This window comes from Sneathiella marina (genome assembly GCF_023746535.1).
GTDB classification, from domain to species: Bacteria; Pseudomonadota; Alphaproteobacteria; order Sneathiellales; family Sneathiellaceae; genus Sneathiella; species Sneathiella marina.
In genome coordinates, this window is record NZ_CP098747.1 from 3,029,034 (window position 1) to 3,043,280 (window position 14,247).

General features: G+C 47.6%; 12 protein-coding genes and 1 other RNA gene. 1 reads left to right on the top strand and 12 read right to left on the bottom strand.

Annotated features, from left to right (window positions below; genetic code table 11):
- Positions 1 to 4: 4 nt before the first annotated feature.
- The 12 genes from mraY to NBZ79_RS14685 all read right to left on the bottom strand — a co-directional run bounded on the left by mraY (position 5) and on the right by NBZ79_RS14685 (position 12,863).
- A complete protein-coding gene (gene mraY / locus NBZ79_RS14630) occupies positions 5 to 1,093 on the bottom strand; it encodes a phospho-N-acetylmuramoyl-pentapeptide-transferase (protein ID WP_251933286.1) in 1,089 nt (362 codons plus the stop codon).
- Entirely contained in the window at positions 1,093 to 2,529 is a 1,437-nt protein-coding gene (locus NBZ79_RS14635; RefSeq protein WP_251933287.1) for a UDP-N-acetylmuramoylalanyl-D-glutamyl-2,6-diaminopimelate--D-alanyl-D-alanine ligase, read from the bottom strand. Before NBZ79_RS14635 ends, mraY begins: the two co-directional genes overlap by 1 nt.
- Positions 2,519 to 3,979 carry a UDP-N-acetylmuramoyl-L-alanyl-D-glutamate--2,6-diaminopimelate ligase gene (locus NBZ79_RS14640; protein WP_251933288.1) on the bottom strand — a complete coding sequence of 487 codons (1,461 nt, stop codon included), beginning with the start codon at positions 3,977 to 3,979 and terminating at the stop codon, positions 2,519 to 2,521. Before NBZ79_RS14640 ends, NBZ79_RS14635 begins: the two co-directional genes overlap by 11 nt.
- Positions 3,966 to 5,762: a peptidoglycan D,D-transpeptidase FtsI family protein gene (locus tag NBZ79_RS14645; protein WP_251933289.1), complete on the bottom strand. Its 1,797-nt coding sequence runs from the start codon at positions 5,760 to 5,762 to the stop codon at positions 3,966 to 3,968. The genes NBZ79_RS14640 and NBZ79_RS14645 overlap by 14 nt, the downstream gene beginning before the upstream one ends.
- Entirely contained in the window at positions 5,759 to 6,172 is a 414-nt protein-coding gene (gene ftsL, locus NBZ79_RS14650) for a cell division protein FtsL (RefSeq protein WP_251933290.1), read from the bottom strand. Before ftsL ends, NBZ79_RS14645 begins: the two co-directional genes overlap by 4 nt.
- Positions 6,169 to 7,131, bottom strand: coding sequence for a 16S rRNA (cytosine(1402)-N(4))-methyltransferase RsmH (gene rsmH, locus NBZ79_RS14655; RefSeq protein WP_251933291.1), 963 nt, complete (start codon positions 7,129 to 7,131; stop codon positions 6,169 to 6,171). The genes ftsL and rsmH overlap by 4 nt, the downstream gene beginning before the upstream one ends.
- A complete protein-coding gene (locus NBZ79_RS14660; RefSeq protein ID WP_251933292.1) occupies positions 7,124 to 7,594 on the bottom strand; it encodes a division/cell wall cluster transcriptional repressor MraZ in 471 nt (156 codons plus the stop codon). Before NBZ79_RS14660 ends, rsmH begins: the two co-directional genes overlap by 8 nt.
- A gap of 447 nt (positions 7,595 to 8,041) precedes the next feature.
- Positions 8,042 to 9,895 (bottom strand): cation:proton antiporter, encoded by a 1,854-nt coding sequence (locus tag NBZ79_RS14665; RefSeq protein ID WP_251933293.1) that lies wholly within the window; start codon positions 9,893 to 9,895, stop codon positions 8,042 to 8,044.
- Between the two features lie 130 nt (positions 9,896 to 10,025).
- Positions 10,026 to 10,407, bottom strand: an RNA gene (gene rnpB, locus NBZ79_RS14670) — RNase P RNA component class A.
- A gap of 5 nt (positions 10,408 to 10,412) precedes the next feature.
- On the bottom strand, positions 10,413 to 11,183 hold the full coding sequence (locus NBZ79_RS14675) for an N-acetylmuramoyl-L-alanine amidase (RefSeq protein WP_251933294.1): 771 nt from the start codon (positions 11,181 to 11,183) through the stop codon (positions 10,413 to 10,415).
- Positions 11,176 to 12,057, bottom strand: coding sequence for a DMT family transporter (locus NBZ79_RS14680; protein WP_251933295.1), 882 nt, complete (start codon positions 12,055 to 12,057; stop codon positions 11,176 to 11,178). The genes NBZ79_RS14675 and NBZ79_RS14680 overlap by 8 nt, the downstream gene beginning before the upstream one ends.
- Before the next feature lie 14 nt (positions 12,058 to 12,071).
- Positions 12,072 to 12,863, bottom strand: a complete 792-nt coding sequence (locus tag NBZ79_RS14685) for a TerB family tellurite resistance protein (RefSeq protein WP_251933296.1) — start codon at positions 12,861 to 12,863, stop codon at positions 12,072 to 12,074.
- 172 nt (positions 12,864 to 13,035) lie between these two features.
- Here NBZ79_RS14685 and NBZ79_RS14690 point away from each other — a divergent pair, with 172 nt between their 5' ends.
- Positions 13,036 to 14,247, top strand: coding sequence for an MFS transporter (locus NBZ79_RS14690; RefSeq protein WP_251933297.1), 1,212 nt, complete (start codon positions 13,036 to 13,038; stop codon positions 14,245 to 14,247).

Genomic DNA, 14,247 nt, shown 5'->3' on the forward strand with positions numbered 1-14,247 from the left:
CTCGTTACCTCAATTTTAGGGACGCAAGTCCGATAAGGGCGAGTATCACGGCGATAATCCAAAACCGTATAACGATGGTGGGTTCTGCCCAGCCTTTTTGTTCGTAGTGATGATGCAGGGGCGCCATTCTGAATACGCGCTTACCTGTCAACTTGAAGGAAGCGACCTGAACGATCACTGAAACAGTCTCCAAAACAAACAATCCGCCAATTATTGCCAGAACAATTTCATGTCGCGTCACCAGACTGATGCTGCCAAGCGCGCCGCCCATTGCCAGGGATCCTGTATCTCCCATAAAGACCATGGCAGGTGGCGCATTAAACCAAAGAAAGCCAAGGCTTGCGCCGATTAACGCGCCACAGAAAACTGTTAGCTCTCCTGTACCGGGCACATGCTGAATTTGCAGGTAGCCTGAAAAAACAGCATTACCAACGAGATATGTAATTAGGCCAAAAGATGCCGCGGCAATCATAACCGGTACAATTGCCAAACCATCCAAACCATCCGTCAAATTCACAGCGTTGCCAGCACCGACAGTGACAATAATTGCGAAGGGTAAATAAAACCAGCCCAGGTCGAGCAGCGCATTTTTCAGGAACGGAATAGTGAGAACAGATGCTATATCAGGGTTGGAGACCTTCATAATAAAGTAACCCGCAATACCGGCAATAACAATTTCCAATATCAACTTGAGTTTTCCGGGCACTCCTACCGTGTTATGTCGACTGACCTTCAGATAATCATCTGCGAACCCGATGGCGCCAAAGCCGAGAGTTACAAGTAAAACGATCCAAACATAGCTATTTGACAAATCTGCCCATAACAATGTCCCGATGGTCAGGGCAATGAGGATCAGAAAGCCGCCCATCGTCGGCGTTCCCTGCTTTGTCACAATGTGGGTTTGGGGCCCGTCGTCGCGAATAGGCTGGCCGCGATGTTGCTTGCTTTTCAGCCATCGAATAACGCTTGGCCCTAAAATAAAACTGATAAGCAGTGCCGTCATTATGGCACCACCGGTCCGGAAAGTAAGGTACCGAAAGAGATTAAATATGGCAAAATCGTCAGCGAGCGGGAATAGTAGATTATAAAGCATTAGGTGTCGTCTTCCTTCGAAATGGCCGAGTCATTAGACTTGCGCGCCAATAACGCTTCCAACGGAATACGCATTTTACTTCCCAGCGATCCCTTAACTAAAATGATATCGCCCGGACCGGCCGCCGCCAGTAACGGCTTAATCAAAAGGTTCGAATTATCCTGGTGAACACTCTCGATCGTTGAAGGCATCGCCTTTTTCAATTGAGCCATATTCGAACCACAAGCGAACAAAAGATCTATTTTGGCGGCGCAAATGTCTTCCTTAAGACTGCGATGTATGTCGCCCGACTTTTCACCAAGCTCCAACATGTCGCCCAAAACAGCAATGCGCCGTCCCTTTCCATCCGGGTATAGGTTACTCAACACTTCAAGAGAGGCCCGCATCGACGCCGGGCTAGCGTTGTAGCTGTCATCGATCACCATATAACTCCCGCCCTTACAGGGGACCATATGACGGGCTCCTCGCCCTTTCGGAGATTTCAGCTCATCCAAGGAAGCTGTTGCCTCCTCTATATCTGCTCCGAGCTCGCTTACCGCGCCGAGCACACCCAAAATATTGCTTATCCAATGGCGACCGGGAACGCCCAATTTAAAGAAAACATCATGGGACGCAATTTTCACTGCGACATCACTGTAATCTGCATACAAAGTGAAATCTGTTAATTTTACATCCGCTTCACTTTTCTCACCAAATGTTAGAATACGGGTAATTCCAGCGTTTGCAGCAATACTTTTTAGCAGCCCGCCATAGATATTGTCACCGTTCAGAATTACCGATCCGCTCGCAGTCAATCCTTCAAAAATTTCTGCTTTTGCTCTTGCAATTGCCTCTACATCTGAGAAAAACTCAAGATGTACGGCTTCAATTGTCGTGATTAATGCCACATGGGGTTTTACCATTCGCGACAAGGGACCAAGCTCGCCTGGATGATTCATACCAAGCTCGAAGATCGCATATTCAGTATCGCGAGGCATCCGGGACAAGGACAACGGGACACCCCAATGGTTATTGAAGCTGCCAATGCTGGCATGCGTCTTCCCCTGCAGTGAAAGGATATGCAATAACGATTCCTTCGTTCCCGTCTTGCCGACGCTGCCCGTAACCGCCACAATCTTCGCATTGGCACGTTCGCGCGCAGCCGCACCAAGCATTTCCAGCGCCTTGAGGGTATCTTCGACGACAATTACATTATCATGGTCGACAATATCTTCAGGCACTTCACTCACAAGAACCGCGGCGGCACCATTTTCCAGAGCAACAGCCGCAAATTCATGGCCGTTATGATAAGGACCGATAATGGCAACAAATAGATCACCCGGCACGAGTGATCGGCTATCGATAGAGACCCCGTTCGCTTCCCAGTCCAGGTTTTTCGTTTTTCCGGATACGGCATCAGCGATTTCCGCGCCGGTCCACAAAGCATCATGAGACATTTTTGCCTCCCCTCTTCTGGACAATTTCCTGCGCGACTTTTTTATCATCAAACGGAATAGTTTCCTTGCCTATGACTTGGCCTTCTTCATGACCCTTGCCAGCTATTACCAGCAAATCATCTGTATTTAGCCCGTCAATCGCATGCTCAATGGCGTCGAAACGATCGGGAATGTTTCTTGCTTGCGGGCATGCGACAATAATTTCCGCGCGTATCTGAGAGGGGTCCTCATTACGAGGATTGTCGTCAGTAACAATCACATGATCGGCGAAAAGGTCCGCAATTCGGCCCATTTCAGGACGCTTTCCCTTGTCACGGTCACCGCCACATCCAAACACAACGTGAATCTTGCCTTTCGCATGAACGCGAACAGCTTCCAACACTGTTTCCAATGCATCTGGAGAATGCGCATAATCCACATAAACCGCTGCATTATTAGGCAATATCGAAACCAGTTCCAAACGGCCGGGAACATTGGTTATTTTGGGCAGTGCACGGGCAGCTGCAGCCGGGTCACCACCTGCGCCGATAACAAGACCCAATGCACAAAGTGTATTCATTGCCTGAAATTCGCCGGTCACAGGCAAATCAATTTCATGCAGGTCGCCCATGATTTCTATCTTTACATGTTGGCCCGACTGGATCGGAGTGATGTCTATCAGACGAATATCTTCACCAGAGCGCCCATAGGACAACATTCTTAGTGACCTTTCCTTGGCAGCTCGGGCAAAAGCGGGAAAAACTTCTGAATCCGCGTTAAGAACAGCTGTCCCATCAGGAGAAAGCACACGAGAAATTAAGCCTAGCTTCGCCTGCAAGTATTCCTCAGAAGATATATGGTAATCCAAATGATCCCGGGTCAAATTTGTAAACCCGGCTGATTTTAATGTCGTTCCATCTAAACGGTATTGATCCAGTCCATGGCTGGATGCCTCAAGAACCGCATGGGTGACACCATGCCCAACAAGATAGGTAAGAGTTTTGTGAAGAAGCACCGGTTCCGGTGTCGTGTAACTTAATTTTGTTGTCGCTTCGGAAGTAACGACGCCAAGAGTACCGACACTCGCGGCTTCTAATCCTATTGCGTGCCAAATCGCCCGCACAAAAAAAGCGACGGATGTTTTACCGTTTGTTCCTGTTACAGCACAAAGTGTCTCAGGTTGCGCCCCATAAAATCGAGCCGCAAGCGTGGACAGCATCTGCCGTGGATTTTCCTCGCAAAAACAGGGAACTGAGCTATCTTCAGGTACATAAGAATTATCGGTTAGAATTGCGACAGCACCTTTATGCGTAGCTTCTTCGATATAATTGCGACCATCTGCCGATGCCCCTGAAAATGCCGCGAAGAGAAAGCCAGGAAGGACTTCTCGACTGTCCGCCGTCAATCCCTTGACATGCTTATCGTGAACAACAGGAACCTCTCGTCCTTTCATGAGTTCAGAAAGACGCAACTTTTTTTCCTTTCGAATTGATCGGAACAAACATTGCGCGCTTTACTTTCTCGCTTTCCTCTTCAACTGGAGCAATGCCCAGTATTGGACCAATTCGTGCTACCAGGCGGCCAACAATAGGAGCCGCAGTCCAACCCGCCCCTCTAAAGCCGTGGGTTTTGGCGTTTCCTTTTGGTTCGTCCATCACAGCGAGTACAACATAGCGTGGATCATTCATAGGAAAGGCGCTCACGAAAGAGGTTACAACTGCAGACCGTTTGTAGCGTCCCCCTTCAACCTTCTCAGCCGTGCCGGTTTTTCCGCCAACTAAATATCCTTTTGCTGCAGCCTTACTGCCGGTTCCCTGCTCAACAACCAACCGCATAAGTTTACGCATGGTATCGGAGGTTTTGGTTTTAATGACTTGCCTCGCCACTATTCCTACTGCCGGATCACGGCGGATTACCGTAGGATTTATATATGCGCCACCGTTCACCACGGCAGAGACACCGGCACTCAGTTGCAGCGGGCTTACAGAAAGCCCATGTCCATATGATATTGTCATGGTCTCAAGGCTATTCCACCTTGGCGGCAAAATTGGGGCACCGACTTCGGGCAGCTCAATGGATGGTTTTTCCAGTAATCCAAGCTTACCAAGAAAAGCCTTGTGATTTTTAGGGCCAACATCAATCGCCATTTTGGCCGTCCCAATATTGGAGGAATACATGTATATTTCGGGGACAGATAACCAGCGTTTTTTCGGATGATCATCCCGAATAAGGAAGCCAGCCTTTTTTATCGGCTTTGTCGCATCATATCCGCCATGTAATCCGATTGTGCCCGCATCCAGTGCCATCGCCGTCGTAAATGTCTTGAATGTTGAGCCCATTTCATAAACGCCAAGCGACACCTTATTGAATTTGCTATCGCTCGAAAAATCGTTGGGCCGATTGGGATCGAAATCTGGCAGGGAAACCATCGCCAGGATTTCTCCGGTTTTCACATCCATTACCAGGCCCGCGGCACCAATTGCCTGAAACATGGACATATGACGGGTGAGTTCATCCCGCATTGCATGCTGGATACGCACATCAATAGACAAATTCAATTCAGATGCCGCTGTTTCTTTTGACCCACTTAATTGTCCGTTAAAATACTTCTCAACACCGGCAATACCCAAATTGTCTAAGTCGGTATATCCGAGCAAATGCGATACCAACGCCCCCATTGGGTAAAATCGCTTTTCTTCCTCTTTAAAATGTAGCCCTGGGACTCCCAACGCATTAATTCTATATTGCTGGGTTGGCGTTAAGTTCCGCTTGAGCCAAACGAAATTTTTAGCGGATGACAATTTGCTCAAAATCATTGCTTCACTCATGTCATCCAACACGCGCGATAGCTTTGACGCCAGCTCTTGCCTATCCATTACATTTTTAGGCTCAGCAAATAACGATGCCGTCTTGAGGGTTGTCGCGAGCAAAACGCCGTTTCGGTCCCGAATTTCAGCCCGCATCCCGTCTGAAAAAGCAACTGGCTTTTGATTGGACTTTTCCGGAAATGCCCGAGCCGTATCGCCATCCCCGCTTAGCGCAAGACCGACCAGCCTGCCGGCTAGGATAACAAAGCAAAAAGCAAAGATTACGCCGGCCATTACAAGGCGGTTTCGCCCCTGCTCGAGGGTTTCTTTAGCGCTTCCCTCCAGACGAAGAGCAACATTATTGTCGTCGGATTTATGCGCATTCAACGGATTTTTAAGGTTAAGACGAGGGCGGTGCGACTTTGACAGCCAAGTCAATTCGCTCATTGCACCCCTCCAGCCTTCGAGAATGTTGCCAGCGTATAAGAGCCCAAAGGTTTGTTCTTGGGCGGCTTATAGGTTCTTCTTGGTTTTTTCCGGGGCAAAGGAACATTCTTGGGTTCTAGTTCCGATAGAGCAATAACATTTTCAGGAACCTGCTCAAGATCCGCTACTTGATAAGGTGCTATCAATAAAAGGGGAAGATGTTTTGTCGCCAGTGACTGAAGGACATCCGGCCTATTCTGATATGCCCATTCCGCCTTTAAAATACGAATTGTTTCCCTGTTATCGGAGATATTTTTGTCCAAAGCCGCCAAATTCTTTTCTAATCCCTGCACCTCATACGACAGTTGATACAAACCGTAGGAAACCCCGGCGACAAGCAGCAGTGACAATGCTGTAAGGTTCATTTTCATGCGGCCACCTCATCCCAGGCTTTCGCGCTTGTACGGATGGCACCACGAAGGCGCGCAGACCGCGATCTGGAATTGGCGGTCAATTCGTCTTCGCGCGCCTTGATCGCGCCTCTTTTGACTAACTTAAAGGAGGGAGCTGGCCCCTCGTCATTCACAGGAACATGACGAGACGGCCTGGCACGCCCTTCAGACCTTGCTGACAGGAAGTTTTTCACGCGACGGTCTTCTAGACTCTGGAACGATACAACCGCGAGACGACCACTGGGAGTAAGCAGTCGCTCGGATGCGGCCAGACCTTTGACCAGCTGCCCAAGTTCATCATTTACAAATATACGCAACGCTTGGAAGGTACGCGTCGCCGGATGGATGCCCTTTCCTGTAGGACGAACCACTGACGCCACCGCTTCCGCTAACTCTACTGTACTGGTGAAAGGCTTTACTTCGCGCCTCTCGACTACGACACGCGCAATTGCGCGTGATCTTCGCTCCTCGCCATACACAAAAATAATCCTGGCAAGTTCCGCTTCAGATTCTTCATTTACGACTTCAGCTGCTGTCCGTCCCTTACTTGACATTCTCATGTCCAAAGGCCCGTCGCGCATGAATGAGAAACCTCGGTCGGCTTCATCAATTTGCATGGAGGAAACACCGATATCCAATGCGATACCGTCTACAGCCGATAATCCCTTAGCGGCCAACAGCATTTCCATATCGGCATAACATCCTTCAAGCATTCTTAATCGGCCGGAATATTTATCAGCCATCTTGTGCCCGATGGAAATTGCAAGCGGATCTCGATCTATTCCATAAACTACACAATTCGCCGCCTCAAGAATGGCCTGGCTGTACCCGCCTGCCCCAAAGGTACCATCCACAAACACTTCGCCGTCCTTAGGCGCCAATATTTCAATAACTTCTCGCAACAGAACAGAAATATGAGGCGCATTGCGTTTAGTCATGACCGCCCCCTTCCGCCTTCATGCTCGTGCTATCCGCCCGCTTTGATTTAGCGCGTGCACGCGCTTCTTTCTTGCGGGCCATAAAGGCCTCGGGTTGCCAAATTTGAAAGCTATCACCACGGCCCACAAAGGCGCATTGGCCGTCAATACCGGCGTCTTCCAACATATCTGCCGGGATCATGATGCGGCCATCCCCGTCAAAGGACAATTCAATAGCATCACTCATCAACACATCCGCGAAGCTTTCCCGGTCTTCAGAAAGAGGGTCAAAACTGCCGATTTTTTCCAGGAGTTTTTCCATGACATTCATGCCACAGCCATCTATGGCATCGCCATTTACAGTGGGGAACAAGACAACACTGTCAAATCCGTTTTCTGCCAACACAGATCGAAAACGGGCAGGTACTGACACGCGCCCCTTCTTATCGATCTTGTTAATATATGTGGACAGAAACAGGGCCATAACAGCCAAAATCCCCCTAAATTCCCTATTTTCACCCTATATTTTCTGATTTTTTCGGATCAAATCCTTCAGTAAACGGGATAATCCGGGATATCATGGGATAAGATGGAAGTCAACGGAAATACACCGTAAAATCGCGGGTTTCAAGTATTCTGTGAAGGATTTCGAAATGCGGTTAGCAAGATTACTTTGTCATTACTTCTCGACATTCATGAAATTTTTTAGTCTTGATTTTAATATAGTTTTTTTATTTGTTCTTGTTTTGTTCTTTATTGAAAAATCCTCATAAAAAGTAAAGCGCGTGACACCGGCTTCGGCATGTCGCTTGAACTCGACCTATCCAACCATCAGATGAAATATCTCAAACATCATAATTTTCAGATATATCCGCAAAAATTGCGAATCTCTCAAGAGCCAGGTGGAAAGCAAGCTAAAATCCAGAGAATTCTACTTGAGGATTTCTGATCGTTCATGATGAGGGCCATATAGCTCCTCTTGCTCCTGACGATAGTCCTTGATGGACCCTTCCATGGTTCTTGTAATGATCTCTTCCAGTGAACGGGCCGTATTTATCCGACCCATATAGACATAATCAGCCCCGGAGGCATAGACATCCTTAGCGGATGAAAGCTCTTCTGCGTTGGCTATTACAATCGCACTCTTATTCATGTTCCGGACCGTTTGCACAAGTTTTTGATTGCTTGTCCCGCGAAGAATATCATCGGGTATTGTTGCAACAACGACTTTGGCCCTATCTATTCCTGCATGCATCAAAGTGTCATCATTGGACAAATCACCGTAACGAACATTTGCGCCCAATTTACGAATAGCCGCATGAAGCTGAACATTAAAATCTATTACCAGAATACGGGAGACCAGTTCAGGTTTGTGCTTTGCGATCTCATGGAGCAAGGAAGAGGCTACACGGTGAAAACCAAGCAGAACCAGATCATATTCTTTGTCCGTTTCCTCAAGGCTCTCGGCCGGTTCCTTGAATCCCAGCTTTTGCAAAAATGGCGCAATAAAGCGATGAATATCATACGCATGTTTATAAAGAGGTGGTGTCAGTAAGGCCGTAATAATAAATCCGAAAATTATTGCACTGGCAAATTCGTCCGAAATATGCCCGTATTGCGATCCGAGATATGCGATGACCAACCCAAACTCCGATAACTGCGCCAACCGTATCGAAGCCACTTCCGCATGCCGCTGATCTCCGCCGGTAAAATAAAGCAAGGGAAAGAAGATCAATTGACGGCTCAGTAGAGCAAAAAATGCCAAAGCAATGGCAATTACAACGACACTAATTCCGGTTATAGGCGGGATACTCATGCCCAGGCCGACAAAAAACAGTGTTATAAAGAAATCCCTGACTATTCCGACCTTTGCGACTATTTCCCGGCTGTATGGCAGCGTCGCGATAGTCATGCCAGCGATCAATGCGCTCATGCCTGTTGCGACGGACATGACCGAATTTTGGCCAAATATATAAACACCAACATAATCCAGCCCACCGCCAATAAAAACAATGGTAAAGCACCAGCCGATCGCGCCAACAAGAATAAGTTGTGGCTCCTTCGCTAGCCACCTGAACACTATGGGCACCAGGCTTTTAGCCAAACTATAGGAAAGGATGCTTAATATGACGATCCCAAGACAGGACATCAGCGCCGGAACAAGTTCTGGATTACTAAATGTCGGTTGCATGATAATCACAATGATCGCCCAGAAATCCTGAAATACCAGAATACCCAGAGCAATCCGGCCGGGCTCCGTATCCAGTTCATATTTTTCCTGAAACAGTTTGATAACCAGAAGAGTTGAAGAGCCAGCGATAAAGATGCCAAAATACAGAGCATCATAAGTACCGTTTAGACCCGTTGACAGTCCAAGCCAGAGAAGGCCCTTAACAACGACAAAACCAAACAATACGCTGATTGGATATTGCAAAAAGCCCGTTATGATGATCATTTTTCCGCTGCGAAGCATCCGGCGTAAATCAATTTCCATACCGATCATGAAAAGAAGCAGGATAAACCCGAGCTCTGCGATTGTGTCTATATTCTCAGGATGTGTGATCAGTCTTAAGCCAATAGGCCCGATTAATATTCCGCTCAGAAGAAAAGCTGCAATACTGGGGATTTTAAGACGCACAAAGACAATGGCCAGAATACTCGCAATAAAAATACTGATGCCAATGTCATAAACAAGCGGGGGCATCTCGGTTGCGGCAGCAAAGGCAAAAGAAGGGTCAAAAAATACAAAAAAAGTTACGAAAAGTAATGAAATTAAGGCGGTCAATTTTTTAACTTCATCCTTTCTGCATGAAACTCACCGATTTGGGAAATGTGTACGCGCCCCTTGAACCTTTGTCCAGCATAGCTGGCAATTTCGTTCATTATACTTTTTAACACCTACAAACGAACTTATTTAAGGCAGATGGCCTATAAGCCGGGTTCTGTCCCTGAAAACAGGGGATGATCATTCATCTAGGATACCTGTTACCAAATACCTCAAGCAACCAACCCGGACGTCAGCTCGGAAAACCAGCCTGCGCACGAGAGAACTCTGCGCTGGACGTCCCTATTTGGTTTTGCTCCCGATGGGGTTTACCATGCCGCCGCTGTTGCCAGCCGCGCGGTGCGCTCTTACCGCACCCTTTCACCCTTACCTGTCATTAAAGTCAGGCGGTATACTTTCTGTGGCACTTTCCCTAGGGTCACCCCCGCCGGCCATTAACCGGCATCGCATTTCCGTGGAGCCCGGACTTTCCTCCCCCTGCTAAGGCAAGCGGCGATCATCCAGCCATCTGATACTCTTAGGTAAGCCGCGCCGCCAGTGGTGTCAAGCGGCCAGACCGCTTAAAAATTTCCTCCACGGCTGATTGAGTTTCACTATCAGCGACACCGTCAATCAAGTTGGGACGCCAATGACGTTGAAAAGCCTTGATGACAACCGATAGCTCGTCATCGAATAAGCCGATTTCCGCGACGCCATATCCTATTCCCCTAAGATGTTCGCGCAATCTCTGAACGATATCTCCTTCACTACCAACATGTAGTGAGGGCCGGGTTAAATCAGCCCTCCACCCCTTCCCAAACCAGATTCCGACACCAATTTCAGACAATTTTTCCCAGGCAAATAATTCGCCTGGATCTTCTTTTCGAGCGGGCGCTACATCCGAATGGCCGACAACATGCGTTGGCTGTATACCATGTCGCTCAACAATGTCTTTTGACAAGTCAGCGACACTTGCCATTTGATTATCAGGGAATGCTCTATACCCAAATTCATGGCCCGGATTAACAATTTCTATTCCGATTGATCGGGCATTTATATTGGTTTCGCCTCGCCACGCGGAAACACCCGCATGCCAGGCCCGGTTTTTTTCTTCGACGAGCTGAAAAACCGTTCCATCTTCTTCAACAAGATAATGAGCGCTTACCTGAGAATTTTCTTCTGTCAATCTAGCAAGAGCCGCGGCCCCTGTTTCCATGCCCGTGTAATGCAATACAAGCATGTCCGTAGGCACGCCGTCGCCCCTATCGTCAAAATTTGGAGAAGGTTGCCAAATCGTTTTTTCAACCACCGTTAATACCCTCTACAGCCCGCCTTTGATTGGAGCGAAAAGTAATAATTGTTACGCCGCCCATAACCATTGCCCCGCCAATTACTAATTCCAAAGTGATCTGATCTCCCCAGAACACGACACCGAGAATTATGGCGAATACCGGAACCAGAAGATAATAGGGTGCAATCGTACTCACAGGATAGAATTTTATCAGATAATTTCCAAGACCATGACCGATAACTGTTGCCCCAATGGCAGAAAAGGCGACTGCCGACCATTCTTCCCAGCCCGCAGACTGAAGCGCGCTTATTTGCCCTGACTCAAAAATAAACGATAGGCCCAGTATCGGAATAAAAGCAATTGTCGCTGTCCAAAACGTTAAGTTAAGTGCACCAATACCCGGCATTGTTCGAACAATGACTAAATTGACGGATAGGAAAAACGACGCTATTGCCACCAATGCAGGCGACAAAAAACTGCTGAATATGATCGGATCGAAACCAATAACCATCACGCCTGCAAAAGCCATAACAATGGCTGTCCACCGTCGCCAGCCCAGCCGTTCTTTAAGAAAAATTACGGCCATCAATGCTGAAAAAGGTACGAAAGTCTGGTTTACAATTGCCACCGGCGAAATATCCGGTGCAATAGATAACCCCCAAAACATAAGGGAGTAATGCAAGACACCCATCATCAAGCCAACAATCAGCAGCTTGCGCCAATATCCATGGGGGATTGAGATAAACGGCACCATAACAACGATCACCATGGAGAATCTCAGCGCCGTAAAAAATAACGGCGGAAATTCCTCCATACCGATTTTGGCTGCTAAAAAATTAGATGCCCATAGAAAATTGACAAGCAGAATAAGCGCAAGATCTTTGTTTTTCAAATTTGTTTCCGATCTTACAAGCCTCGAATTTTAGAAACTTCGTCATACGCTGCATTGATCTTCGCCAACTTGTCATTTGCAACATCTACAAATTCCTGTGGCAATCCTTGCGCCATGACTTTGTCCGGATGATTTTCGAGAATTAATCGTCGGTGCACTTTCTTAAGCTCATCGTTGGAAATATCCGCCGATACACCCAGTATTTGATAGGGATCACTTTCACCGTCTTTGGCATGATAACTTTTGATCCGAGCGTAAGCCGCCTCGTTAAAGCCAAATATCCCGGCAACGTTTTGCAAATAAATATCTTCATCCGGATGCAAGACGCCATCTGCCATGGCAATGGAAAACAATCCATGAAGCAAGTCTTCCATCATTTGAGGTGTATCACGGAACATACGCTCTACCTGAGCTGCATATTCCTCATACCCAGCTGTATCTTTACGGGCCATGTTAAAGACCCTGCCGACATTCTTCTCCTCATTGGCTGGAATACGGAAAACCCGCTTAAAAACATCAATTTCCTCTCTCGTGACAACACCATCGGCCTTCGCCATTTTTGCTCCCAGAGCAATAACCGCAATGGTGAAAGCAACTTGCTTGACATGATGCATGCCTGTCTCGCCGCCAGGCTCTTCGCCAGCCTGACGTATTTTGTCGACAGCATGGCCGGCCAGGCCGCCTACCAGGGCTCCCAAAGGCCCACCGACCAACAGTCCGGCTGCTCCGCCAAGAATTTTTCCCCAAATAGCCATGATGTAAATTTCGCCATAGATGAAGTTGAAGACGAACAGTAGCAGGCTCACCTAAAAACTGCCAGCATTCCTCAAATACAATTTTGAAAACCACTTTCTCAAATCGAGCCAATCAATTTTGTTTTGTCCGTATTTCGGTATTTTTTGACTTTATTGCGAAAGATTACGAATGCTAGAGACCTTATAATTGGCCAACTGATAGATTTACTTGGGTTGAAGAAGAATGAATAGATTACAAAAATGGCGCACACCGGAAATCATGTTGATGACGGTCGCAGCCGGCTGGTCCGTCGGTTTTGCCGTTTGGATGGCGCTGCTCAATAACTTTGCTGTCGACGCAGCAGCATTTTCCGGCCGCGAGATCGGTATATTACAATCGCTCAGGGAAATACCTGGGTTCCTTGCCTTTACAGTGATCTTTGTCTTGCTGATCATTGCCGAGCAAAGATTGCTGATGATCTCGCTGTTGATTTTTGGGATCGGCGTCGCGATAACCGGCTTCTTTCCATACGAATATGGCCTCTATTTCACAACTGTCCTCATGTCTATCGGCTTTCATTACGGAGAAGCGATAAAGCAATCACTTACCTTGCAACTCATCTCCAAGGAACACACACCGCTTGCGCTTGGGCGGCAAATATCTGCACAGGCTTTTGCTGCGCTCATCGCGTATGGCGTGATTTTCCTCGGAACCAAATTACTAGATCTGGATTACGCTGTTATTTACGCCGTTGGTGGCGCGATCACTGTATTCATTACTTTGGGGGCTTGGGCCTTCTTTCCACAATTTAAGGTCGCCGTGCCACAATCAAAGAAAATCATCCTGCGTAAACGCTATTGGCTGTATTACACCCTCACTTTTTTGGCCGGAGCCCGGCGGCAAATCTTTATTGTCTTCGCAGGTTTTATGATGGTCGAAAAATTCGGATATGATGTCGCGACGGTCACCCTCCTGTATTTGGTCAATCACGCCATCAATATATTCCTGGCGCCTCGCATCGGGCGTCTCGTCGCCCATTGGGGCGAGCGAAAAGCCCTTGTGTTCGAATATTCCGGACTAGTCCTGATCTTTGCGGCATACGCTTTTGTTCAGAACGCAACAATGGCTGCCGGCCTGTATATTCTTGATCATTTGTTTTTCGCATTTGCAATTGGAATTAAAAGCTACTTCCAGAAAATCGCCGACCCGAAAGATATGGCGGCAACCGCTGGCGTGAGTTTTACAATCAATCACATAGCCGCTGTTGTAATACCGGTTCTTTTCGGTCTTTTATGGCTTATATCCCCGGCCAGTGTGTTTTTGGCTGGTGCTGGTATGGCGCTACTTTCATTGATAATTTCACTGAACATTCCCCGCCATCCTTGCGAGGGGAATGAAGTAATCAAGGGGCCGAGATTTGACAACGCGGGAAATGTAATTCACGCAAATCCTTAA

Coding starts and splice junctions, on each gene's coding strand:
- NBZ79_RS14645 (WP_251933289.1), bottom strand. CDS start 5,762: ATGAGCGAATTGACTTGGCTGTCAAAGTCGCACCGCCCTCGTCTTAAC.
- NBZ79_RS14635 (WP_251933287.1), bottom strand. CDS start 2,529: ATGTCTCATGATGCTTTGTGGACCGGCGCGGAAATCGCTGATGCCGTA.
- NBZ79_RS14690 (WP_251933297.1), top strand. CDS start 13,036: ATGAATAGATTACAAAAATGGCGCACACCGGAAATCATGTTGATGACG.
- ftsL (WP_251933290.1), bottom strand. CDS start 6,172: ATGAAAATGAACCTTACAGCATTGTCACTGCTGCTTGTCGCCGGGGTT.
- mraY (WP_251933286.1), bottom strand. CDS start 1,093: ATGCTTTATAATCTACTATTCCCGCTCGCTGACGATTTTGCCATATTT.
- NBZ79_RS14660 (WP_251933292.1), bottom strand. CDS start 7,594: ATGGCCCTGTTTCTGTCCACATATATTAACAAGATCGATAAGAAGGGG.
- rsmH (WP_251933291.1), bottom strand. CDS start 7,131: ATGACTAAACGCAATGCGCCTCATATTTCTGTTCTGTTGCGAGAAGTT.